26 protein-coding genes and 1 pseudogene are annotated in these 21,579 nt (G+C 41.5%); 20 read left to right on the top strand and 7 right to left on the bottom strand.

Annotation, left to right across the window (positions count from 1 at the left end; translation table 11 throughout):
- The first annotated feature begins 5 nt into the window (after positions 1-5).
- The 4 genes from ACED25_RS19660 (at position 6) to ACED25_RS19645 (ending at position 3,995) form a co-directional block, all read left to right on the top strand.
- The gene (locus tag ACED25_RS19660; protein ID WP_009844815.1) at positions 6-251 is read left to right on the top strand and encodes a hypothetical protein; all 246 of its coding nucleotides are present in this window, start codon (positions 6-8) and stop codon (positions 249-251) included.
- A gap of 399 nt (positions 252-650) precedes the next feature.
- Complete coding sequence (locus ACED25_RS19655) at positions 651-1,655, top strand: response regulator (protein WP_012600962.1); 1,005 nt, start codon at positions 651-653, stop codon at positions 1,653-1,655.
- A gap of 1 nt (position 1,656) precedes the next feature.
- On the top strand, positions 1,657-2,094 hold the full coding sequence (locus ACED25_RS19650; RefSeq protein WP_009844817.1) for a PAS domain-containing protein: 438 nt from the start codon (positions 1,657-1,659) through the stop codon (positions 2,092-2,094).
- Between the two features lie 857 nt (positions 2,095-2,951).
- Positions 2,952-3,995, top strand: coding sequence for a GMP reductase (locus ACED25_RS19645; RefSeq protein ID WP_371695906.1), 1,044 nt, complete (start codon positions 2,952-2,954; stop codon positions 3,993-3,995).
- A gap of 124 nt (positions 3,996-4,119) precedes the next feature.
- On the opposite strand, the gene ACED25_RS19640 is transcribed toward ACED25_RS19645, so the two are convergent.
- Complete coding sequence (locus tag ACED25_RS19640) at positions 4,120-5,151, bottom strand: tyrosine-type recombinase/integrase (protein WP_069591724.1); 1,032 nt, start codon at positions 5,149-5,151, stop codon at positions 4,120-4,122.
- A 133-nt stretch (positions 5,152-5,284) separates the two neighbouring features.
- Between ACED25_RS19640 and ACED25_RS19635 the strand changes: the two genes are divergently transcribed.
- The 5 genes from ACED25_RS19635 to ACED25_RS19615 all read left to right on the top strand — a co-directional run bounded on the left by ACED25_RS19635 (position 5,285) and on the right by ACED25_RS19615 (position 11,071).
- Positions 5,285-5,665 carry a hypothetical protein gene (locus tag ACED25_RS19635; protein ID WP_017100058.1) on the top strand — a complete coding sequence of 127 codons (381 nt, stop codon included), beginning with the start codon at positions 5,285-5,287 and terminating at the stop codon, positions 5,663-5,665.
- 171 nt (positions 5,666-5,836) lie between these two features.
- Positions 5,837-6,958, top strand: coding sequence for a DNA cytosine methyltransferase (locus tag ACED25_RS19630; protein WP_017100059.1), 1,122 nt, complete (start codon positions 5,837-5,839; stop codon positions 6,956-6,958).
- Positions 6,959-7,083: 125 nt separating this feature from the next.
- Complete coding sequence (locus ACED25_RS19625) at positions 7,084-8,997, top strand: DUF262 domain-containing protein (protein WP_017100060.1); 1,914 nt, start codon at positions 7,084-7,086, stop codon at positions 8,995-8,997.
- A gap of 2 nt (positions 8,998-8,999) precedes the next feature.
- On the top strand, positions 9,000-10,154 hold the full coding sequence (locus ACED25_RS19620) for a DUF3696 domain-containing protein (RefSeq protein WP_017100061.1): 1,155 nt from the start codon (positions 9,000-9,002) through the stop codon (positions 10,152-10,154).
- A 2-nt stretch (positions 10,155-10,156) separates the two neighbouring features.
- The gene (locus tag ACED25_RS19615) at positions 10,157-11,071 is read left to right on the top strand and encodes a hypothetical protein (protein WP_017100062.1); all 915 of its coding nucleotides are present in this window, start codon (positions 10,157-10,159) and stop codon (positions 11,069-11,071) included.
- A gap of 40 nt (positions 11,072-11,111) precedes the next feature.
- Here ACED25_RS19615 and ACED25_RS19610 read toward each other — a convergent pair whose 3' ends face one another.
- Positions 11,112-11,675, bottom strand: a complete 564-nt coding sequence (locus ACED25_RS19610; protein ID WP_017100063.1) for a hypothetical protein — start codon at positions 11,673-11,675, stop codon at positions 11,112-11,114.
- Positions 11,676-12,302: a phage repressor protein CI gene (locus tag ACED25_RS19605; protein WP_017100064.1), complete on the bottom strand. Its 627-nt coding sequence runs from the start codon at positions 12,300-12,302 to the stop codon at positions 11,676-11,678. It lies immediately after the preceding gene.
- 90 nt (positions 12,303-12,392) lie between these two features.
- Here ACED25_RS19605 and ACED25_RS19600 point away from each other — a divergent pair, with 90 nt between their 5' ends.
- The 4 genes from ACED25_RS19600 (at position 12,393) to ACED25_RS19585 (ending at position 15,447) form a co-directional block, all read left to right on the top strand.
- Complete coding sequence (locus ACED25_RS19600) at positions 12,393-12,605, top strand: hypothetical protein (RefSeq protein WP_017100065.1); 213 nt, start codon at positions 12,393-12,395, stop codon at positions 12,603-12,605.
- A 93-nt stretch (positions 12,606-12,698) separates the two neighbouring features.
- Complete coding sequence (locus ACED25_RS19595) at positions 12,699-13,247, top strand: phage regulatory CII family protein (protein ID WP_371695905.1); 549 nt, start codon at positions 12,699-12,701, stop codon at positions 13,245-13,247.
- Between the two features lie 624 nt (positions 13,248-13,871).
- Positions 13,872-15,038, top strand: a complete 1,167-nt coding sequence (locus ACED25_RS19590) for a replication initiation protein (RefSeq protein ID WP_017100247.1) — start codon at positions 13,872-13,874, stop codon at positions 15,036-15,038.
- A 172-nt stretch (positions 15,039-15,210) separates the two neighbouring features.
- On the top strand, positions 15,211-15,447 hold the full coding sequence (locus ACED25_RS19585) for a hypothetical protein (RefSeq protein WP_017100246.1): 237 nt from the start codon (positions 15,211-15,213) through the stop codon (positions 15,445-15,447).
- An 11-nt stretch (positions 15,448-15,458) separates the two neighbouring features.
- Here ACED25_RS19585 and ACED25_RS19580 read toward each other — a convergent pair whose 3' ends face one another.
- The 3 genes from ACED25_RS19580 to ACED25_RS19570 are packed head-to-tail and all read right to left on the bottom strand — an operon-like array spanning position 15,459 to position 16,383.
- Positions 15,459-16,031 (bottom strand): DUF2913 family protein, encoded by a 573-nt coding sequence (locus tag ACED25_RS19580; RefSeq protein WP_371695903.1) that lies wholly within the window; start codon positions 16,029-16,031, stop codon positions 15,459-15,461.
- Positions 15,956-16,219 (bottom strand): hypothetical protein, encoded by a 264-nt coding sequence (locus ACED25_RS19575; protein WP_157937775.1) that lies wholly within the window; start codon positions 16,217-16,219, stop codon positions 15,956-15,958. Before ACED25_RS19575 ends, ACED25_RS19580 begins: the two co-directional genes overlap by 76 nt.
- Positions 16,207-16,383 carry a hypothetical protein gene (locus tag ACED25_RS19570; RefSeq protein WP_017083858.1) on the bottom strand — a complete coding sequence of 59 codons (177 nt, stop codon included), beginning with the start codon at positions 16,381-16,383 and terminating at the stop codon, positions 16,207-16,209. The genes ACED25_RS19575 and ACED25_RS19570 overlap by 13 nt, the downstream gene beginning before the upstream one ends.
- Positions 16,384-16,443: 60 nt before the next feature.
- Between ACED25_RS19570 and ACED25_RS19565 the strand changes: the two genes are divergently transcribed.
- The 4 genes from ACED25_RS19565 to ACED25_RS19550 all read left to right on the top strand — a co-directional run bounded on the left by ACED25_RS19565 (position 16,444) and on the right by ACED25_RS19550 (position 18,668).
- A complete protein-coding gene (locus tag ACED25_RS19565; protein WP_017099287.1) occupies positions 16,444-17,217 on the top strand; it encodes a ParA family protein in 774 nt (257 codons plus the stop codon).
- 16 nt (positions 17,218-17,233) lie between these two features.
- Positions 17,234-17,533 carry a hypothetical protein gene (locus ACED25_RS19560; protein ID WP_017099286.1) on the top strand — a complete coding sequence of 100 codons (300 nt, stop codon included), beginning with the start codon at positions 17,234-17,236 and terminating at the stop codon, positions 17,531-17,533.
- Between the two features lie 494 nt (positions 17,534-18,027).
- Positions 18,028-18,537 carry a hypothetical protein gene (locus tag ACED25_RS19555; protein WP_102495538.1) on the top strand — a complete coding sequence of 170 codons (510 nt, stop codon included), beginning with the start codon at positions 18,028-18,030 and terminating at the stop codon, positions 18,535-18,537.
- A gap of 8 nt (positions 18,538-18,545) precedes the next feature.
- Complete coding sequence (locus ACED25_RS19550) at positions 18,546-18,668, top strand: hypothetical protein (protein WP_371695902.1); 123 nt, start codon at positions 18,546-18,548, stop codon at positions 18,666-18,668.
- Positions 18,669-19,097: 429 nt separating this feature from the next.
- On the opposite strand, the gene ACED25_RS19545 is transcribed toward ACED25_RS19550, so the two are convergent.
- Positions 19,098-19,247: a hypothetical protein gene (locus tag ACED25_RS19545; protein ID WP_158008844.1), complete on the bottom strand. Its 150-nt coding sequence runs from the start codon at positions 19,245-19,247 to the stop codon at positions 19,098-19,100.
- Positions 19,248-19,355: 108 nt separating this feature from the next.
- Here ACED25_RS19545 and ACED25_RS19540 point away from each other — a divergent pair.
- The 3 genes and pseudogenes from ACED25_RS19540 to ACED25_RS19530 all read left to right on the top strand — a co-directional run bounded on the left by ACED25_RS19540 (position 19,356) and on the right by ACED25_RS19530 (position 21,443).
- A pseudogene (locus tag ACED25_RS19540) lies at positions 19,356-19,846 on the top strand (JAB domain-containing protein).
- A gap of 425 nt (positions 19,847-20,271) precedes the next feature.
- Positions 20,272-20,475 carry a hypothetical protein gene (locus ACED25_RS19535; protein WP_017098997.1) on the top strand — a complete coding sequence of 68 codons (204 nt, stop codon included), beginning with the start codon at positions 20,272-20,274 and terminating at the stop codon, positions 20,473-20,475.
- A gap of 173 nt (positions 20,476-20,648) precedes the next feature.
- Positions 20,649-21,443 carry a phosphate/phosphite/phosphonate ABC transporter substrate-binding protein gene (locus ACED25_RS19530; RefSeq protein ID WP_017098996.1) on the top strand — a complete coding sequence of 265 codons (795 nt, stop codon included), beginning with the start codon at positions 20,649-20,651 and terminating at the stop codon, positions 21,441-21,443.
- Positions 21,444-21,579: the final 136 nt, after the last annotated feature.

Here is a 21,579-nt window from a genome sequence, read left to right as displayed (position 1 = left end):
TACAAATGGAAGTTGGATTGTTTTGGGCTGAGAAAGGAATGCTAGTACTTGGCGCTCTGTTTGTTTTGACGAGCATGATGCAGTACGGAAGACGCAGTAGTGATTGGAAAGGCGTGATTACTATGTTTTATAAGCGTATCCCAATGAATATTGCGGAATACAAATGGTACCGTTTGGGCATCGCTTTACTGGTGTTTGCTGTGGTTATTCGTTTCGCATTACTGATTCTATGGCCTACATATCAGTTTTAGCTCCCTTGTACTCATTATGTAAAACGGATAAAAACGTCAACCTGATAAACGCGTAGTAGGCGATCAACACGAACAGTTGAGCAACATGTATAGTTGAGCAAACATGTATGGCTGTTGCGTGAATCGGCAAGTCGAGCCTTAGTAGGCTACTTATTAAGGCTGTTATTCTATAAATTGTCGCGGTCATTTCATGAAATAGTGCAATTACTTTATAAAAAGGCTTGTTACTATCTCTGTAGCATATTGTTTTTCATAAAGAATAATCAGAGATAATCGAATATCCGCTTTTCCCATCAATCTGACTAATAATCTACATATAAATTCATTCACCCCGTACCTGATACGATAATGATCTGTTACACTCCTCGAAATTAGCTTTAATTTGTCGGTGGTGCATTTATGTCGTTCCCAGTTCTTATATGTGATGATTCTGCATTAGCAAGGAAGCAGATGGCTCGATCACTGCCTAGTTCTCTAAATGCAGATATAACTTTTGCTGTTCATGGGCTTAATGCACTTGAAGAGTTAGCTCAAAACCAGTTTAAACTGATGTTCCTCGACTTGACCATGCCTGAGCTAGATGGCTATGGCACATTGGAAGAGATGCAACGCTTAGGTGATAACACACCTGTTGTCGTTGTTTCCGGTGACATCCAGCCAAAAGCGCAGCAGAGGGTCATGGACCTCGGTGCTAAAGCGTTTTTACAAAAACCGATCGATAAAGAAGCGTTAAAAGGCATTTTACGTGAACTTGTTGAGCCGCCAACACAGCCTCAGGTTGTTACCCCTACCGCTTTAGATCTTCCAATACTACGCAGACGCGATATCTACATGGAAGTGGCGAACGTAGCAATCGGCCGCGCCGCCGATGCACTGGCGCGCCATTTTGATGTATTTGTCCATTTACCACTACCGAACGTGAATATTTTGGAAGTGAGTGAATTGCACATGGCACTTCGCGACTTAGCAGACAACGACCAAGTGTCGGGTGTTTGCCAAGGCTTTAGTGGAGAAGGTATTGCAGGTGAAGCGTTAGTCTTGCTGAGTGATTCCAGTGTGAGCGATCTTAAAAAGCTCATGAAGGTGCCAACAGAAAGCGAACAGTTAGAAGAACTAGAGCTGTTGATGGATGTATCTAACATCCTTGTGGGTTCATTCCTGAATGGGTTAGGTGAGCAGTCAGAAGTTCGTTTCTTCCAGAGCTCTCCGGTGTTGCTGGGTCAACACATCTCAATCGATTCCGTTATTGAAAATACCGGCGGCTCATTCAAGAAAACGATGACTTTCGAAGTCAGCTATAACATAGATGGCACTTCAATCCGTTGTGACCTTCTATTCATGTTTGTTGATGAATCTTTGCCACTTCTAGATAATAAATTGGCCTACCTAATGGAGGAGTTTTAATATGTTGAATCTTCCTGCTGAATTTGAACAGTTCCACTGGATGGTGGACATGGTTCAGAACGTCGATATGGGGCTGGTGGTTATTAATCGCGATTTTGAGGTGCAAGTTTGGAATGGCTTCATGACTCACCATAGCGGTAAGCAATCACATGATGCTATCGGTAAGTCGATCTTTGAGTTATTCCCTGAAATCCCAGAAGAGTGGTTTAGGCTGAAAACCAAGCCAGTCTATGATTTAGGTTGTCGCAGCTTTATTACATGGCCACAAAGACCTTACTTGTTCAAGTGCCGCAATGTTCGCCCTGTCACTCAACAAGCTGATTTCATGTACCAGAACGTGACGCTAAACCCGATGCGTTCGCCTACTGGACAAATCACGTCATTGTTCTTGTCGATTCAAGATGCGACTGCAGAAGCGTTAAGCGCTCAAAAGAATTAGCACCTGTCTTAATTCGATACTCATAGCTTGTAAAGAACAATTCAAAACATCGAATAAAAATGGCTAAGGTTAATTACCTTAGCCATTTTTTTTGTTTTTTATCTTCAAACCTAATCTTCCCCCTAGCTTTTCACGTTAACCAATTCTCTTTTTCCATGCGCTTTACTGAATGTTTTAGGTTAAATCTAAGAAAGGGCAGCCACGAAATGTGCTTTCGGCGCGGCAATGCTACGGGTGAATAGAAAGTGGATTTATAAAGTTTGAGTTTGAAAGCTTCATTTAATGGAGTGCGAGGGCTGAATTATCAAACCCAAGTGAGTATTGGCCTCTAGATTGAGTCGTTTTCACTCTATTTTTCCAAGTGACCGCAAAACAGAAACGTCACCAGACTGCCCAATTTGGTCAAAAACCGATAAAAATTGGAAAAAAATCGAATTTATTTAAGAAAAAAGGCATTTTTTTGTTGGAGAAAAGTGTGGTTTTTATGTGATTTCGAGGCACTTTCTTCACATATTTGCTTTGTGAGGGGGATATTACGTAAAAAAGGGAGGAAAACGATTGCGCAATAAACCGACAGCGTTTGCGTAATTGGTTAGCTAAGTTATTAATTAGTAAGAATTTAGTGGGGAAGTGTTACTTGGGAGCTTTTACCAGATATGGAATCTTCGAGAGGATAGCACAAAAAAAAATGAAATATCAGACTTGCTGTTACTAAATCACGACCTATAATGCTGAAAACCGGAGCGTCTGCCAACGCTCCGGTTTTTTTGTGTCCGAAGAAAAGTAAACTCGTCTGCCAACGGTTTTACTACGCATTTCGCGAGAGACACATAATTTTATGAATCAAGGAAAACACCATGCGTATCGAACAAGAACTTAAGTTAGGTTTCAAAGATGTACTCTTCCGTCCGAAGCGTTCTACCCTTAAAAGCCGTTCTCAAGTTGAATTAACCCGCGATTTTACATTCAAGCATAGCGGTCGTCAATGGTCTGGTACTCCAGTAATTGCAGCTAACATGGATTCGGTAGCAAGCTTTGAAATGGCAGCTGCTCTAGCAGAGCACGGTGTTATGACTGCAGTACACAAGCACTACACAGTAGAGCAGTGGGCTGAGTTTGCTAAAACAGCAGACAAGAAAACTCTGAACAACGTTTTTGTATCAACAGGTACGTCTGAAGCTGAGTTCGAGAAAGTTAAGAAGATCATGGCTCTTAGCGAAGAGTTTGTATTTATCTGTATTGATATCGCTAACGGCTACTCAGAGCACCTTGTTGAGTTCGTACAGAAAGTACGTGCGGAATTCCCGACTAAAGTTATCTCTGCGGGTAACGTTGTAACGGGTGACATGGTTGAAGAGCTAATCCTAGCGGGCGCAGACATCGTTAAGGTTGGTATCGGCCCTGGTTCTGTTTGTACTACTCGTGTTAAAACAGGCGTAGGTTACCCTCAACTTTCTGCAATCATCGAGTGTGGCGACGCGGCACACGGCCTTGGCGGCATGATCATCGGTGACGGTGGCTGTTCATGTGCGGGTGACGTATCTAAAGCGTTCGGCGGCGGTGCTGATTTCGTAATGCTAGGCGGCATGCTAGCTGGTCACTCTGAGTCAGGCGGCGAAGTAGTAGAGCAAGACGGTAAGCAATACATGAAATTTTATGGAATGTCTTCACAGTCGGCTATGGACAAGCACTCAGGTGGTGTTGCTAAGTACCGTGCTGCGGAAGGTAAAACTGTTTTACTTCCATACCGTGGTTCAGTTCACAACACAATTTCTGACATCCTTGGCGGCGTACGTTCAACTTGTACATACGTAGGCGCAGCAAAGCTTAAAGAGCTAACTAAGCGTACGACTTTCATCCGTGTACAAGAGCAAGAGAACAACGTATTCGGTCGAGAGTAACGTTTAAAACACTTGTTTAAAATTTTAAGAATTGAGCCACTTTAGAGTGGCTCTCTTTTTACCTGAAATTTAGCAAGTGGCGACAAAGTGGCGACAGCCGCGCCAAAAATTTTGTGGCGGCAGGTTACAGGTTTGAAAGAGGGTTATGGATAATGGCTTCAGATAGGTGATCAGGTGCGAAGTGGGCATAGCGCATTGTCATGCTGATATCGGCGTGGCCTAGAATGTCCCTTAGCACTAAAATATTGCCGCCATTCATCATAAAGTGACTTGCGAACGAATGACGCAAAACATGGGAGGCTTGCCCTGAGGGTAGGGTGATGCCCAGTTTATTCTTTAATATGTAGCAGAAAGGTGTATAGCACTCTTCAAATAGCTTCCCTGAGGTTGGTTTGTATATCTCGTTATAAAGTCCCTCTGAGATGGGTACAGAGCGATTCTTCTTAGTCTTGGTGTTGGTGAACGTAACTTTATATTTGCTTAATTGAGAGCCTTTCAGCTGAGCTGCTTCATTCCAGCGAGCTCCAGTGGCTAGGCATAGCTTCACTATTTTCTGCATATCTGTTCGGCTGTGTTTAGACACATGCTCAAGTAACAAAGTAATGTGCTCTTTATGAAGAAAAGACATAGTACGTTCGTGATCTTTAAATGGCTTCACTTCTTCCAATGGGTTCGGTCCTTTCCACTCCCCAAATTCTTTTAACTTGCTGAACATAGCCTTGAAGCGCGCGAGTTCTGAATTTAGCGTTGCGATACTAGGTGCTCCTTTTTGCCAGCGCGCATCAACAAAGCTAATTTGTCCACTCATTCGGTTACTTCTGAATTCAGAGTATGTTTTTGCAACGAAAACGGTCGCTACAGGGTCACCCATCGCGTTAGCCATTCTTAGAAATTTACTATGAATGACACTGCCATTGGCAAGGGTTGCACCATAGTGTGAGTACCAAAGCTCAATAAGTTGAGAAAGCCTGCGATGGTCCGGTTTGTCTCCCATCCATGGCTTATCGTCAATCTCTTTCATTGTGTGAAGCTCAAAAGCCCTAGCTTCACCCTTAGTAGTAAACTTCTTCCGAACGCGCTTCCCCGTTCGCCCGTTTGGGTAACATTCGCAGATCCAAGGTTTGGTTGAGCCATCTTTTAAATTGCGGATAGACATAATAAAGCCTAAAATAACTGTATATAAAAACAGTATAAATTGAGTTAAAACGCAGAGCAATGTTTTATATCGGACAAAAAGCACAGGTTAGACACCTTTCTCAAAGTGCTAAGAAAGTTAATAGGTTTTTGCCATGTATCATTCAATTCATGTGACTGCTGGGTACAGTCATTTCAAAATCAACAGTGATGGTCCCATTGGGGTAAGTAAGAAGAACCAAGGGGTGATTGATGCGCTGTTGAAACTAGGTAATCGCTTTACGGCGCCATTTGGTGGGTTTATAGAAGCAGAGAACGTAGTGGGTTTGAAGTGGGTGAAGCTGGTCGACATTAAGTATCTGTGCACCGATGAGGAAGCCGAAACCATCGAGTACGTGATACAAAAAGACCACTATGTAGTGGGAACGTATCAAGACCGAAAGTTGTACATTTTATTGTTTGGTGGAGAGCCAAAACACCATCAGATAAAAGGCCTTGAACAAGATGGGAAAAACAATGTGTTTGGGTTGTTTTAGTTTTGCGGAAAAGTGGTGACGTTTAGCTCAATGTTTTATTCCATAAACTTGGAACAACGGCTAAACCTCCAACCTATAGTAGAATCAAGTGTTAGCAGCTCTTGTGATGATGTATTATGACAAGCTCGCTAGCTATTACCGATAGAATTAACAATTAAGAAAGGCTTCAATTTGTCACCTCAAAAACAACCAATCATATTTTCATTCTTCTCTGGTAGTGGATTTTTAGACTTAGGCTTTGAACGTTCAGGGTTTGATGTTCGTTTCGTCAATGAATTTCATAAACCATTTTTAGATGCTTATGAGCACTCTAGAGGTGTAATGGAATTACCAAAACCTAAGTATGGTCATTTCCTTGGAAGCATTGAAGACTTTGTCACTGGCGATAAAGCTGAAGAGCTAAGAGAGTATGTGGAAGATGCAAAAGCTGATTCATTGGTCGGGTTTATTGGTGGACCACCGTGCCCTGATTTCTCGGTAGCAGGGAAAAACAAAGGTTCTGAAGGCGAAAACGGTAAGCTAAGCCGCGTTTATATTGATGCGATTATCCAGAATAAGCCTGATTTCTTTTTGTTCGAGAACGTAAAAGGGCTTTGGAGAACCATAAAACACCGCGCGTTTTACGATGAAATGAAAGAACGATTAGAACAGGAAGGTTATATTCTTACTGACCGTTTAACCAACTGTATTGAATATGGAGTCCCTCAAGATAGGGATCGTATTTTACTTTTTGGTATTCATGAATCCCGTGCCGGTGGTATCACAAGCAAAGAGCTAGAAACGCAGTTTAACTGGGAAGCCAAAGTTAAGTTCGATAGAACTGTCGTGCTTAATAAAGGTATGTGGCCTGGGCATGAAGAATATGAGCAAGACTCTAAGAAAGAGCTTCCTGAGTCGCTTTCTGAGTTTTACGAGTTGGCTGTTGAACACTGGTTTAAGAAGAATGACGTATACAACCACCCGAATTCGACGCATCACTTCAAGCCTAAGTCAATGCATCGATTTCAAACAATATTAGAAGGTGATGACAGTAAAAAGTCATTTAAACGTCTTCATAGGTGGCGTTATTCTCCTACAGCAGCATATGGAAACAATGAGGTTCACCTTCACCCGTATAAAGATAGGCGCCTAAGTGCTGCCGAATCGTTGGCTATTCAGTCGTTGCCAAAAGAGTTTTGTTTCCCATCGACAATGACTCTGTCCGATATGTTCAAAACTATTGGTAATGGTGTCCCATACTTAGCGGCTGAAGGAATAGCTCAAACCATACAAAACTATCTTAAATTACTATAAAGAAGAGGAGCTATTTAGCTCCTTTTTTTTATACGTTTCACAACGTTACGACCCGTTTTTATACATTGTTGATTAACCCATGGTAAACTGACGCTAGTAAAAGTAATTCATATTAGGCGTCATTCATGCACTTTAAAGATGTTTTAAAATATATCGAACAGTTAGTTGGTAAAGAGCTGCACTCTATCAACCCAAAAACTTCCTCAATTTACATAACTTCGTTAGATCGAAATTTAGATAAGTACTTTGTTGCTAATAGTCCTAATGCAAAGGGGTCTGCTCGATCTTTTCGTGAGTTAGAAGATATTTGGAATGAATTAACTGTGAAAGGCTTCAGTAATGTGGATCAAGCTTTATATGGAGGAGGTAGTAGTCGAAATCAACCAGAAACTGTTTTTGCACATTTACCCTGTATTCAACACTTCAAGTATAAAAATCGTAAGCATCTTCTATTGCGGAATGAATCTGTCCATGAGTTAGGGACTTTGTCGGAACTTCAATCAGCAGAACTTCGCGCAGTTCGTAAGAAAATAGATAACTATACAGCTTTATCTAATCAGATTATTGCGGATTCCCAAGCGTCAATCGTGCAGACGCTAAAGGCTGCCTTCGATGCTGTTACGAAAAAATATCCTGGAGACGTGATTGTTGAAGATGCTACTAAGGCTTTAAGTGAGTTAAGTAGTCTTAACCAACAAGTCACCGACGCAGTTGTGACTCTGGATGGAGCTATATATTCCAGCAAAAATGATGATGCTTACGAGCAACCTGAACCTGATAAGTCGATAGATGAGTTAATTGATGATGAGTCATTAACGGGTATTGAAAACGACAACAACAAGGAAGCAAATGGTCCAATTCTTCAAGGAAAAACTAAGATTCGTCAGTTAACACCAGTTGTTTCATTGATTTATGACCGTTTAAGTTTTGGTGAAATTGAATTGCAGCCAGACTTTCAACGTAAAGATAGAGTTTGGCCTGAACCTAGGAAATCAAAGTTAATTGAGTCTATCCTAATGGGCTTGCCCTTACCTGTATTCTATTTTGCTGAAAAGCCTAATGGTGACTGGATAATTGTCGATGGTTTACAGCGAATTACCACTATATACGATTTTATGCGTGGTGAGTTTAAGCTTAATGGATTGGAAGTATTAGATGAACTCAATGGTACTAGTTTTAGTGAATTAGAACGAGCAGAGCAAAGGAAAATTCGTGAATATCCTTTGACAGCTCACCTGATTGATATGGCGACAGACAAAGACAATATTATTGTTGAACTTTTTCACCGAATTAACACTTATGGTGTGAAGTTGAGTGAGCAAGAAATTCGTTCTGCCCTTAATCAAGGTTCAAGTGTTAAGTTTTTAAGGTTCCTAGCTGCAACGCCTGAGTTTAAATCAGCGACACATGGGAAAATCAAGTCTGATCGACAAAAAGACATGGAACTTTGTCTATCTGCGCTGTCGTTTATGCTGCGCGGTTATATGAGCTTCGATAATCAGTACAATAAGTATTTATCCGAAGCGATGGAAGGTATGAATGTGCATTCTTTGACATTAGCGAACGAAGAACTATTAGATGATGGAAGTGCTGAGCTACCTCTAGATAAAAATCCAGTTTACAGTTTGATTGCTAATAAGTTTAAGAATGGTTTGCAAATCTCAGAGCAAGTATTTGGCGATTATGCATTTAAAAAAGTGCCAGATAGCGCGAGAAAAATACCTTTAAGTAAGCCTCTATTTGAATTAATTGTGACTTATTTTTCTGAATTAAGTGAAGAGCAGGCGCAACAAGTTATGGCGCATAGCGATGAGTTGATCGATATGTTGTATGAAGCAATAGATCGAGACTCCTCGGATTACGCTGACTGGGAATCGAAAAAATATGAAAAAGAAGGTCGAGGCTTCTTGTATTCAATTAGTCAATCTACAGGTAAGAATGTAACGGTTCGATTCCGTTTTGATTCATTTAGAGAGATCCTAAAACAGAGCACCGGTGTTGATGTAGAGCTATGTCCCATTTTATTAGGAGCTAACTAATCATGATTAAGTCTGTCGCTCTAGAAAATTTTAAGTGTTACAAAAATCGTGAATTTGATTTTTCTGCGCTAACCGTTTTTTGTGGAACTAATTCAGTGGGTAAAAGTACAGCTATTCAAGCACTTTCAATACCTCTGCAATCTCGATTTGAAAAAGTAGCCAAGTTGAATGGGTCATTGGTTTCAGTAGGTTTTGGAAATGATGTTCACCATAAAGATAATACTGGGCAAGTTGGGCAAGATCTAAGTCTGTCTGTAAAAATTAATCTTGATGGACACATCCTCAATTGGGGATATCATGAATTAGATGATTCAAGCGATGAGTTACATTTATTGAGCGGTTATACAGGTGAGTTACCTGAAAATTTCGATAATCTAGTTTCAAACTTTCAATATTTACAGGCCGAGAGGTTAGGTCCGCAAAGTAGTTTTGACCTTATAGAAGGTAGCCGTTTTCATGAATATTGGTTAGGGGCAAAAGGAGAATTTACTTCAGAGGTACTTGCTAGGTCTCAAAAATATAAACGTCTTTATATAGGTGGTTCTAGTACTCCAGTAAAAAACAATCCAGATCCACGAATGCATGAATCAGAAGCTAGAGATGGATTACTTCGTCAAATTAATGCTTGGCTAAATGAAATTAGTCCCGGAATAGAATTAAATCCTGACTTAATCGAGGCGGCAGTAGCTTCAATTAATATCTTTGGACAGAACTATCGCAATTCAATAAAGCCTCAGAATGTAGGTTTTGGTATCAGTTATGTATTGGGTATAGTAACTGCGCTTCTCAGCACCCCAAAAGGTGGGTTGGTTATTATTGAGAATCCTGAAGCGCACCTGCACCCGAGAGGTCAAAGCTTTCTAGGGCGTCTGATTGCCTTGACAGCTCAAGCCGATGTTCAAGTGGTAGTTGAAACACACAGTGATCACTTACTCAATGGTATACGTGTGATCACTAGGCTTAAAGAAGACTTTGATCCAAAATTGTTTACGCTTTACTACATATCACAAGGCGAAGAGCAGAGTAATGTAGAGAAAATTACTATCACTAAAGATGGTAAATTGTCTAGCTGGCCAGATGGCTTTTTTGATCAACAAGCTCAAGATATGTTCATGATCATGACAGGGCAAGAACAGCTTCCGCCTAAAAGGGATTGAACATGAAAGCTAACATTTGTTTTGTACCTCAAAGTTTTGATTTCTCGAAAGAGCAAGATGCTGTAGCTCTTTCGATTAAGGCGTCCTCAGATATAATTGAAAAATATTTTGAAGATGAAGGCTTTATTTCATTTGCCAAATCAAGTGATTTTGATGTTAATGCCGCCACTGAACTATTCAAGCAACCTGCACATTTAGATGCAGGTACTATCATGAGCCTACTCTATGATGCCAATATGGGAAGGGCTAGCACCATAAACGAGTTAGATTCTATACAGATAGTTCGCTTGGTTGATACCGATAGGCCTGAGCATGAAGGGGCATGGTTGTCTCTATATTCATCGGTTCCAAGTATTAGCTTAACTACACAACCGTTGCGTAATGTCGTCGATGAAGAGACTTTAGTTAAGTTTGGTTCTGATGTATTAGTACAGAATCCAAGGACTCATAAACAATATGCTGAAAGCTTTGTTCATCTATATAAGAATTTGATTTTTTTAGACTATCCTGAGCATGCAGTGAACAAGAGTTTCGACAGTATTCGAAAAATCGAGGGAGGCTACCAATCTTTTATTGATGGCATCACGGGTAGCCTCATGTTTATGGATCAGTACGAAATTACTCCTCATGACTCACAAAGGAACATTGACAATCTTAATGCAGAGTTGGATTTCCCTGTTACCCCTGAAGGTAAAGGTAAAAATAAAAGAAAAATAGCAGCTCTAAAGCGAGATTTTTTTATTGAACAGATCGAGTACAAAAATGTTAACTGTGAGTACCATTACAAGCTAGAACGAGTAGATGGTGCTAATGGAAACGGTACGTATTATTTTAATCGTATATATTTTGGCTTTTTTAATCGAATCGATCCTGATAAACCAAAAATTGCCATAGCGCATATAGGTGATCATTTATAAAAAAGGGCGGCATACCGCCGCTTTTTTATGCGAACTCACACTAATCACTAAACTTTTTCCATTTGCCTGACGCACATTCTTTTAGTATCAATCCAACATAAATAATAGTAAATATAATCAGGATAATACCCTTTGTTTGAGAACTCACTGAAACGTGGCCGAAAAACATTGTACTGAGGTGGTTTAGTATTAAGCCAAACCAAATAAGGGTTGTGAAATCACTAAGGGCAATGGCAGTCCGGCTTACGGAGAACTTCCGTGAATTTAACCAATGTGACTTATGTTGTTGTGTATCTTCAGCGCGAAATAAGTCAATATTTCCTAGGTCTGATTCTAGTTTGGCTACCATTGTTTCCCAGTGCTCTTGCCAATATTTGCTACCGCGATTAACTAAGCTCCAGCATAAGGAGCAGATGAAGCCAAAACAAGCTGTCGCTAAAGCAAAATTATGTTTCGATTCAACGGTAAGAGAGCCATAACTGATGAATGCTGTCGCAATGAATCCCCAAAAGAATAAAGAGCGTTTCCAATAAAGGTCAATTTCAAAATTACGAGTCTCAATTGCGATTTTATAGGCCGCAAGTGTTGTTAGCTTTTCTTCCACTCACTTCTTCTCCATCACTAACGCCACTCTACCGACAACCCTTACTTCATCTTCCTCGACTGTTAGAGTCGAGCCATTAAAGCTGATTGCTAGTTTCTTGCCTGGTAAACGTTGTATGTCGTTTAACGAGAGTAAGCCATCCATATCCACTAAGTATGTGCCACTTACTGCTTGATGGGATTCTTTATTTATAAGGAACGTAGTAGTTCCATCTTTAATTGCCATCACATTGATAACGCCAAGTTCGTCTAGGAGAGCTTTATCGAATGCAAGTATCCCTTTCCCAACCAATTTACCGTCATCAATAGAGAAGCAGTCTATATCGAAGAGAGTCTTCGATTCGTTCTTCTTATTAATGTGCTTTTGAGTTGGTGTTTTAGGATACGGGTCGCCTTTATCGAGAAGTAACCATTCAAGTGAGACGCCTGTGCTCAAATGAGTTCTTACTGCAATCTCGAATGGAGTTAGATTTCGTTGTCGCCAAGTTGCGATTGTTGATTTTGGGATACCAAACACGTCTGCAACGTCCTGTTGACGGTCTGAATTCGTGATATCTATCAATTTCTTGATAATATCTTTACCTCCCAAATACGATATCTGGTCTATTTTAAGTTGCTTATCATTCATATGTGATCAATAATCGCAATTGAGGTCGAAATGGTGAGGTGCAACTCGTCATTTCGAAATTAAACATCAATGACTAGACAGGATATCATTATGCTCTCATATCAAGTAGTCCTAAATACGCCTTTCATGACGTACGACCAATACTCTCAATTCTCTGGTATGCCAAAGCGCACCATCATAGATTGGGTTAAAGATGGTCGCTTACCTATTAAAAAGAAAGCAAAAGCTAAAGAAACACCATTAATTAATATGATCGCACTACACGAAATGGCAACTCGTGAAACGATGGAGAGAATGGGTTAGTCGCTCATGCGTTTATCTTCCCTTATTTCGACCAAAGAGCGTTGCCCGGTTGGGCTTCGTTTTGTTCCACTTTTCTTCAATTGAGTATTTGTTATGAATGACATTGACTTGATAAGCGAATTTTATCGCACAAAGCAATTAGCCTTTGATGAAGCGTGCTGTGTCTTTGCAACCTCAGAGAATATAAGTAGCTTGGCTGCTGGAATAGGGATGACCCCGACTATTCTACGCAATAAGCTCAATCCTGCTCAGCCTCATGTTCTGAGTTGTGTAGACGCGCTTACTCTCGCAAAAGTAAGCGGTAATCACACCATCGTAAACAGCTTGCTTCTTGGGTTGGGCGTGGTCACCGCTCATATAACATCTGAGAACACGGATGACACCTTTGTCCAAAGCGTATTAGAGAACTCGGTCCATTCGGGTGAATTGTCTCGAATGGCGTTGGATTATGCAGGAGAGCATCGTCTTACAAGGACTCAAAAACATAAGATTATTCATAACGCACACGCCAGTATCAGCGTTCAGGTAAAACTCATCAGGAGCCTAGAAAAACTGAATCAAGGTGGTTGTCTGCATAAAGCCATAGAGGATGAGGCGGCCACTAATGGTTTTTCTGCTTCACAGATCAATTCGGAGGAGTGATGTCTGTTACTCCGTGCCATAAGTCATGCCCAGAAACGTCTGGTCATGGATTGACGGAGGAAGATAAGCGTAGAGGCCTTAGGTATATCAGGATCATTCGACGCGAGTTATGCGATCGTCAACTTTCTTCCTTATGGGTTGAGCAGGCGAGGTTAATGACCCAATTAAGGCGTTCGAATCATGTGTTTGAACAAATGCGACTGCGAATTCGTTTATTCGGCCTTGAGAAGCGAATACAAAGAATCAGACAACGTTGGCTTTGACGCATTTTCCTCTTCCAGAGTTGCGTTATCGATTTCTCCGAAGGGGAGCGTTTTTTAGCCGAGGTTACTTTATGAGTCATCATGTGTTTGCGGTCGTACAGGGTAAGGTCATTCAAAGCAGTCTTGAAGCTGTCTTCAATTTAGTTTTAGAAAGTAAAGAAGAGTGGTGTGATGCAGTCAGTTGTCATCCTAAAAGGGGTGCAATAAAAATTGACATCCGTGGCGACTCCGAAAGCTTGAAAGGAGCGACTTTAACCGACTCTCGAACCTTATTAGAGAGAGTTAAGAGTACTGACTCAGTAACGACGCTCAACGCTCAAGACAATCTCTCTTGCTTTGCTTTTTCTTTAAGGGGGAGGCGATGACGGCTCATTCTGAATACGCTGCGTCTTCATCCATTTCGTGTTTGAGTAGGCTACTTGAGGAAGCGCCTTATTTGTCGAGGTGCAGTGACAATAAAACCGCGATGCTTATCAGACCTCGAAACTACGCGGTCAGATGGCCGTATATGCAGGTTAATCGTAAAGAGATGCAGGCGTGGATGGTGTTTGACATCGATCATGACCATCGCTCTGTCCCCAACCCCTATATTTGGCAAGATGAAGGCTTGCCACCCCCTAATCTAATCGTTCGAAACCGCACCAGTAATAAAGCCCACCTTTTTTACGCTATTGTGCCGGTTTGCACCAGCGATCAAGCCCGATCCAAACCCATTCAGTACCTCAAAGCCATTTATCGCGCCTTAGCCTTACGACTTGAGGCGGACTTAAGTTATTCAGGACCTGTTGCCAAAACGCCCTTTCATCCTTGGTGGCAGACAACTGAACTCCACCGCAGTGTCTATGAACTCAATGAGTTAGCGGATTCTCTTGAGCTGGAGACAACGCGGCCATGGCTTCGTCAAGATATTGATGTCTCTTATTCTCGAAACTGTACTTTATTCGAACACACTCGTCGATACGCGTATGACATCGTCGACGAAGAAAGAGAAAAGGGCAGTTATACGAACTTTAAACGCCGTGTAGAGAGTTTCGCTCATTACAAAAATACCGAGACTGCGGATAAGCCGCCTTTGAAGTGCAGTGAGGTGTTGGCGGTGGTGAAAAGCGTTTCTCGTTGGACCTGGGATAAATATTGTGCACGGTCAGACTGCCAGCGAGGTGTGATGAGATTGGATAGTGGATTAAGTTTACAGGAAAGGCAGCGTAGAGCGGCCAGAAGAACCCATAACCTTCGTCGGACGAAGACCACTCGTCGAATTATCCGCGCATGTCAGATTCTGTTACGCAAAAATCAGGAGCTCACGATTGGTTTGGTGGCACGTAATGCGGACCTGTGTCGCCAGACCGTCAGTCGTTACGTCTATTTGTTTGAATGGGTCAAGTCTGCTTTATCCGAAAGTAGGCAAAATGGGCCAGAGCATCGTGGTAATTATGCTGTTCATCAGATATCTGCCACTATAACGTTATACTGGGTGGAGTATGAAGTAGGGAAAAAGAAGGCGGTACTTGAGTCAGCTTTTCCTTGAGTTGAATAATAATGAGTAACTATCGAGTCAAAATAAGCTCTCTTGGTAAATTCAATAATGAGTTTGAGTCGACATAACCCATTTTATGCGATTAATGTCTCAATTCGCGCAAATATGGATTTACACACCTTATTTTGCTGTATATTTATACAGTAAAATAGGAGGGGGAGTTATGTCTTTTAAAGATACAGAGACACTGTCGACAGGAATTGAATTCATTGTTGAAGCCGTGGCGGTGAAGACAAATGGCCAAGATCATTCAGCGTTAGGTTTATACCTGATCAGCTTACTGCTCGAAGATCAAAAGATTTCCCTTGATTGTGATGATAGAAGGAAAAGGGTGGTAGTACCACTTGGTAAATCGCGTCAAACACATCTTGATATGGGTTGGAAGTGCCCTGCTTTTTAGATTTGGTTGTGTTAGCTAATTGGGTGAACTTGATAGTGATAGTTCTTCAACTCTTCACTTGCTTGGCACAATTCAAATGTGAAATAAGGCTGGGTGACTAAACACTGAGTGAACCTGTCTAATTCATTCGTATGTATAAACAACGAAATGGGTGCAATCTGACGGTTTTCATTATCGAAGCAGTTATCAATATGTGCTCTGTCGATATAAACAACGTCCATTTCCTGTTTAGGGGTCTCTTCAATCAGTTTTGTTTCTAATCCGCTCTTCTCAAAGCGTTCTAACAAGGCATAAAGCTTATCAACGTCGTTTTGACTTTCTATCGCTGAATATTGAGATAGAACGCTTTCTAAGTGTTTTTCGATTGAGCCAAACTTATTCTTCATCAAACAAACCGTTTTAAGCTTTTTCTTGATAAGGCTATATCGAGCTTGTTTGATTTTTGGCTTCAAGAAGTCAATGATGATCTTGTTTCGTTGCTCTTCTTTAACAAAGTGACTGGCAATGTTTACTTTGAAGTAAAGGTGAAGAAGAGTGTTTTCGAAGGTCGACTTAAGAAGTTGGTGGTATGAAGGTTCTGACATTGTTCACATGGATTATTTATTGATGAGGGTATCTTATCATGAAAATAGCAAGGCTCTAAGGCTGAAAGCAAAATGACGTAACTTGCTAGTTGTTCGTTGTTATGCTTAAACCGTGTACCCATCGTAGTCACAATATTTTCAATTTCAGAACTCGACTTTGATTCTAGTATTGGGATTAACTTAACCAAGAAGTTTTGGTTGCTGAGGAGCCTAATAATTTGAATTCCGCGGATAGTGCTTTCGCTGCTGGTGTCACTTTCTTTAGGATTTTTACTGTCTCGATATCATCGATTGGTAACGGAGGGATAACTTTAGGCGTTGATAGAAGAAGTGTATTACATATGTAATACATTGACAGGGCGCCTTTTGTTTTTTATTGTGTACTACACATGTAATACATGAGGTGTTTGTTATGAAGACTAAAATCATCAGCGCTGCGAACCAAAAAGGTGGCGTTGGAAAAACCACGACTCTTGTCAATTTAGGGGCTGAGCTTGCACGAAAACGAAAAGTGTTAGTGATTGACCTCGATCCTCAAGGGAACTGCTCTAAAACGTTAACCGGACAACGTGATTTTAAGTTTGAAGAGACGGTGGCTGCTTTGTTTGATAAGCCTAAAGTTGTGTCCATTGTCGATTTAATTCAACCTGCACAGATTAATGGGAACTCTATTGAAAACCTCTATGTCGTTCCCGCTGATGTTCAGTTGTCACGTGTCATCGAAACATCACTGACAAAGATTAATCGTGAACGAATTTTAGAAAAGCAATTAGCGAAGTTAGGTGATACCTATGATTTCATTCTTCTTGATACGCCACCAAACTTATCCCTAACGACTCTTAACGCAATCCAGGCCTCAGACCTTATTTTGATCCCTGTTGATTCAGGTGCATTTTCATTAGACGGCATTAGCCCTTTACTCGAAGCTGTCTCTGAAATTAAGGAGGACGAATGCAATTATCTGATCCTGAGGAACGAGGTCGACTCAAGAAACACTCTTATTAATGAGTTCATTGATGAGGAATTGGAGGTAGTACAAGATAAATTGCTACCAGTATCTGTCCGTCGTTCTGAGCATGTCGGACAAGCTAATGCCGTTTCCTCTCCTGTGCGCTTTTATAAATCGGGCTCTCTTGTTAATAATGATTACCGTAAACTCGCTGCATTTCTTCTAAATTTAATGTAATACATAGGTAATACACATGAGTAAGTTAAAGAAACGAGGAGCTATAACAACTATCTCCACTCACAAGAACGAAGGCTCAAGCAAGTCGACTGGAATTACGACTGTCAAAAAGAAAGTGACGACATCTTATAAGGTGCCTCCTCTGACTCTTAGAATGTCATTGACGGATAAAGAACGGATATCTGATTGGGTAGCAAATCTGCAAGAGCAGACAGAGAGAAATGTGTCTGCAGCGAAACTGTACCGAGCCTTGGCTTTATATCGAGATAAGATCGATGATGAAGATCTCATTGAGTTGATCAACAAAATGAATTAAACATGTATTACCTATGTACTACATATCTTATATAAAGGCTCGTTATATACTTTAAGCGATGTCATAGGGCCTACCTCGGACTGAACTTCAAACACTGATGAACATGAAACTTGAAGAATCTTGTAACCTGTTCTGAGCCTCATTTCCTTGTAAAGACAAACACTTTAAATGTGTCTTATCACGATTCTTATCGTTGCCTTAGGCGTCACTCTGTGGGCTAGGCCTGCTTGTCCTAAGAGTCTTAGCGCCTTGTCGTTCCCTCCTCGTTGATCTCTCTGTCTTTGAATAAGTTCGAATAAGGGCTTGTTTTCTTATGCGCCGATTTCTTTCACTCGCCTCATTTTCGGGCTCGCAGGCTGTTAACCGTCTCTCCCCACAACCTGTTTTTCAAGGGAGGCTTCGCCGCTGCGCGCCCTTGCAAAGCAGAACGATGTTGAGAGAGCGGACCGCCAAGCGGCTCCGAAAAGTGATACTCAAACAGAAAGGAAACTCTCATGGCGCAACAAAACTCAACCCCAACTCTCTCTAGTTCAAATTCATCGACCAGCGTTTCGCCGCTGGGGCACGAAAGCTCACCAAAAAATGATGCCTCTAGTCCCTTGGCGGTCTTGAAGTTACGCTATCAAGTCAAAAAGTGTCGTGATGAGACGAAAAGAAAGTCTGATTTTGTTTCCAGAATTCAGCGTTTGAAAATGTTCAGTCGTCGTCAGTCGACAGAGCAACAGGCTGATATTGCAGCGTTAAAAGAGCAAGGGTTCGTTGACGCTATCAAGCAGCAGTTTCCGCTATTGGGATCGCGTCGTTTTGCTTTCCATGAAATCCGTGACTTTTTCATCGAATTAAATGGCGCTGGCTTTGGGGAATGGTTTCTTCACGAGCGAGCGGATCACATCATTCTGTACACCACTTACGGGTCTGTGTTTCCAGCGTTGCGCTTTGTGACAACGGGGGAAGGAACGTTTAAGTGCTCAGGATTTTGTTTCGATGTGCGTTTTGGCGCTTAGGGGGTCACATGACAGTTCGTTCTACGGTATCCGCTGACATATCCATGCACGTGATTTGGGTGAATTCAACCGACTCTTTAATACTAGAGCAAGGCAACCGAGGGAAGGGGGGTGAGTATCAGTGTGTGTGATAACACTACCACCATTAAGCAGATGCGAGAAGACTACGCTTACGCGAAGAAAACGGAAAGGACGATAGAAACAACCTCCGAGCATCGTGCATCGGCAAAGGCTTTACTCTCTTGTCTGTATGACGACTGAAGTCTGCTTATTGTGTACGTCATCAGACACTCATAAGAGAAGGTCATTAGTGTGTCTGGATTTTGTTTCGATATTCTAGCCGTTAGCGGCATTCAAACGGGTTATGTTTTTCGACGAGCAACGCCTTGTTCGGTCTTGTCTTAAGTGACCAAGGTTATCGAGTGTGCGTGTTGAGGCCCTTTTATGACAAATATGATCGCGTCGTCGGAGGGGGAGTCCTTGGTTGAGGGGGATGCGAACATTCGGTGTGTTATCACCCAGTCAAGTAAACCGGGAAAAGCGCTCGTCACGAGCAGGCATTAATATCGAGTGGCGTAAGTCGAGTAACCAGTAGGGCGCCTTCTTGGTGGGGAAGGGACCTTTCTAACTGGGCGACGTGCTTTGGGTTGAGGTACTGGCTTAGGCTGTCCTTTTGGCTTGTTGTCGCGACTTCCTTTAAACCGTCCCATTTGAGAACCCTCGCGCTAGGGAGGCTTCGCCGCTGCGCGCCCTTGCGCTACAGAACCTGCAACTGGGTACGGACAGTCAGACGCTCACCAAGACCGAAAGGAAATACCATCTCAGCACTTGTTCAATACTCAAATGTTTCGTTATTCAACTCAGAAGAAAAGGGCATCCTTGATCAGGCCGCAAGCATTCTCAGATCCAAACTGTTTATCTCAGAACCAACGCCATTAACCTCGCCTGAATTGGTGAAATCGTTCTGCCAAACGTCCTTGGCCGCTTGTGAGTCTGAAGTGTTTGGGATTATCTTCCTTGATAATCAACATCGAGTGTGCGCACCAAAGAGATGTTCTACGGTACCGTTAATGCCGCCTCGGTCTATCCGCGTGAAGTCGTGAAAGCGTCACTGGCCATGAATGCGAGTGTGGTTATTCTCTATCATAACCACCCAAGTAGCGACGCCACCCCAAGTCAAGCTGACCGACGCATTACCCTCAACTGACGGATGCGTTGGCATTGGTTGATATTTGAGTGCTGGCTGGACCACTTTGTGGTTTCGTTTGAGCGTGTGGTGTCTTTTTCTGAGTTAGGCTGGATTTTTTAAAAAAAGCTGCTGATGGCCGCTGATTGAAACAGGGTAGGGGACTATCCTTTAATAAACCTTTGGAAAAAAAGTGAGTCAATGATTTTGCTAAATTAGCAATTAATGGATTGTTTAGGGTCTTGTAAACCTAAGCATGCATCATAAAGCCCCTCCATTGCACTGTGGGCCTTATAAAATGAATCGCCACCTCTCATATCATTAACTGGTAGTTAATCGAATGGAGCTTCGTTTAACAAAGTGCTAAGTCACATGATACCAGAGCCTTTATATTTTCAATGTCACAATTTTGGTTCCCATTTAAAAATAAAATATGCTTTTTTACAATTTAGTCTACTGTTAAAAATAGAAGGGATTCTTCTAACAACGTCATCAATCGGCAATCAGAACATTAAGATTCTGTTGCCTCGGCTAGGAAGGGACAAACTATGGTTTTACAATCATGTAGCATCACTTTAATGAATCAAAAAATTATGATTAGCCAATCGGTCGAAATTTCTCTCGACCTTCTAGACGCTGAAATTAACAATGGAATTTCTAAAGTTAAAATCAATGCTAGCGATGGTTATAATATTCACTCTTATAATTTTGACTCGGTTGAGGAGTCCATTGAAAGCCTCATGAACCTCTAGGGCGCCCCTCATCAAACTAAGTATCTATATTTCAAATAGATGTTTCTCTAAGAATTTATCGAGATATAGGTACTTAGCCAGAACTAAATTAAGTTTTGATATAGGTCATGGCTAGCTTGGTTTAGGCATTCATAGTCCTGGCATATTTTTTCATTTAACAAGAATTGAACCCTATGGCTCCTATACGAATTATATTAATAAGCCTCCTTATTATCTCTAAACCTAGCCTCGCGGATAAGCCATTGAGTTTTGGAATTGTCCCGCAGCAATCAGCCGAAAGATTAGCCAAACAGTGGCTCCCAATTCTTCAATATATCTCGAAAGAAATTGGACAGGAGGTAAGGTTTGCCACCAAATCATCAATTCCTCTGTTTGAAAAAGAACTGTCAAAGAGTTTATATGATATAAGTTATATGAACCCTTATCACTATACCGTATTTAGCGAATCCAACGGTTATATCGCAATAACCAAAGCCGAAGACAAAAAAATAAAGGGGATTATCGTTGTAAAAAAAGATAGCGGTATATCAACGATACAAGAGTTAGCTGGCAAAAAGTTGGCGTTCCCTTCCCCTGACGCTTTTGCTGCAAGTCTCTTAACTCAAGGCTTCTTGGGGCAGAACAATATCAATATTGACCCCGTTTATGTACGTTCGCATGATTCGGTCTATCATAATATCGCTCAAGGAAATTTTGTGGCAGGTGGTGGTATCTATCGAACCTTAAACGCTATGCAAGGTGAAGTTTCCGATAATCTGATTGTTTTATGGGAGAGTCAAGGCTACACCCCTCATGCTATTGCCGTCAGTCCTCATGTCCCTCAAGATGTTGTAGAACGCATTCAACAAGCAATCATAACTCTTGATGACACTCACCCTGAACTTTTGTCTCCTCTAAAAATTAAAGGGTTTGAACAAGCAAAAGACAGCGATTGGGATGACGTTAGACAACTCTTCATCGAAGAGTAGCATTATGAAATTTCAAACAAAAACCTTCCTAGGTATAGCTTTTATAGAAATTTTCTTTCTTGCTCTTCTGGTGATTTTCGCGGCTTTGTTGCGTAATTCAATGGAACTAAATCAAGAACCTACGATCTGATCAGCT

The organism is Vibrio sp. 1F263, assembly GCF_041439035.1.
In the GTDB taxonomy this organism is placed as follows: Bacteria; Pseudomonadota; Gammaproteobacteria; order Enterobacterales; family Vibrionaceae; genus Vibrio; species Vibrio tasmaniensis_A.
Note: the sequence above shows the minus strand (reverse complement) of the source record. Positions and strands in the feature narration are given on the sequence as shown.

Bases quoted from the DNA above. Each gene is read 5' to 3' on its own strand.
- ACED25_RS19545 (WP_158008844.1), bottom strand. From the start codon at position 19,247: ATGGGACGGTTTAAAGGAAGTCGCGACAACAAGCCAAAAGGACAGCCT.
- ACED25_RS19555 (WP_102495538.1), top strand. From the start codon at position 18,028: ATGGCGCAACAAAACTCAACCCCAACTCTCTCTAGTTCAAATTCATCG.
- ACED25_RS19590 (WP_017100247.1), top strand. From the start codon at position 13,872: ATGACGGCTCATTCTGAATACGCTGCGTCTTCATCCATTTCGTGTTTG.
- ACED25_RS19660 (WP_009844815.1), top strand. From the start codon at position 6: ATGGAAGTTGGATTGTTTTGGGCTGAGAAAGGAATGCTAGTACTTGGC.
- ACED25_RS19565 (WP_017099287.1), top strand. From the start codon at position 16,444: ATGAAGACTAAAATCATCAGCGCTGCGAACCAAAAAGGTGGCGTTGGA.
- ACED25_RS19625 (WP_017100060.1), top strand. From the start codon at position 7,084: ATGCACTTTAAAGATGTTTTAAAATATATCGAACAGTTAGTTGGTAAA.
- ACED25_RS19570 (WP_017083858.1), bottom strand. From the start codon at position 16,383: ATGTATTACATATGTAATACACTTCTTCTATCAACGCCTAAAGTTATC.
- ACED25_RS19560 (WP_017099286.1), top strand. From the start codon at position 17,234: ATGAGTAAGTTAAAGAAACGAGGAGCTATAACAACTATCTCCACTCAC.
- ACED25_RS19535 (WP_017098997.1), top strand. From the start codon at position 20,272: ATGGTTTTACAATCATGTAGCATCACTTTAATGAATCAAAAAATTATG.
- ACED25_RS19620 (WP_017100061.1), top strand. From the start codon at position 9,000: ATGATTAAGTCTGTCGCTCTAGAAAATTTTAAGTGTTACAAAAATCGT.
- ACED25_RS19585 (WP_017100246.1), top strand. From the start codon at position 15,211: ATGTCTTTTAAAGATACAGAGACACTGTCGACAGGAATTGAATTCATT.
- ACED25_RS19550 (WP_371695902.1), top strand. From the start codon at position 18,546: ATGACAGTTCGTTCTACGGTATCCGCTGACATATCCATGCACGTGATT.
- ACED25_RS19650 (WP_009844817.1), top strand. From the start codon at position 1,657: ATGTTGAATCTTCCTGCTGAATTTGAACAGTTCCACTGGATGGTGGAC.
- ACED25_RS19530 (WP_017098996.1), top strand. From the start codon at position 20,649: ATGGCTCCTATACGAATTATATTAATAAGCCTCCTTATTATCTCTAAA.
- ACED25_RS19605 (WP_017100064.1), bottom strand. From the start codon at position 12,302: ATGAATGATAAGCAACTTAAAATAGACCAGATATCGTATTTGGGAGGT.
- ACED25_RS19655 (WP_012600962.1), top strand. From the start codon at position 651: ATGTCGTTCCCAGTTCTTATATGTGATGATTCTGCATTAGCAAGGAAG.
- ACED25_RS19615 (WP_017100062.1), top strand. From the start codon at position 10,157: ATGAAAGCTAACATTTGTTTTGTACCTCAAAGTTTTGATTTCTCGAAA.
- ACED25_RS19595 (WP_371695905.1), top strand. From the start codon at position 12,699: ATGAATGACATTGACTTGATAAGCGAATTTTATCGCACAAAGCAATTA.
- ACED25_RS19640 (WP_069591724.1), bottom strand. From the start codon at position 5,151: ATGTCTATCCGCAATTTAAAAGATGGCTCAACCAAACCTTGGATCTGC.
- ACED25_RS19635 (WP_017100058.1), top strand. From the start codon at position 5,285: ATGTATCATTCAATTCATGTGACTGCTGGGTACAGTCATTTCAAAATC.
- ACED25_RS19580 (WP_371695903.1), bottom strand. From the start codon at position 16,031: ATGTCAGAACCTTCATACCACCAACTTCTTAAGTCGACCTTCGAAAAC.
- ACED25_RS19645 (WP_371695906.1), top strand. From the start codon at position 2,952: ATGCGTATCGAACAAGAACTTAAGTTAGGTTTCAAAGATGTACTCTTC.
- ACED25_RS19600 (WP_017100065.1), top strand. From the start codon at position 12,393: ATGCTCTCATATCAAGTAGTCCTAAATACGCCTTTCATGACGTACGAC.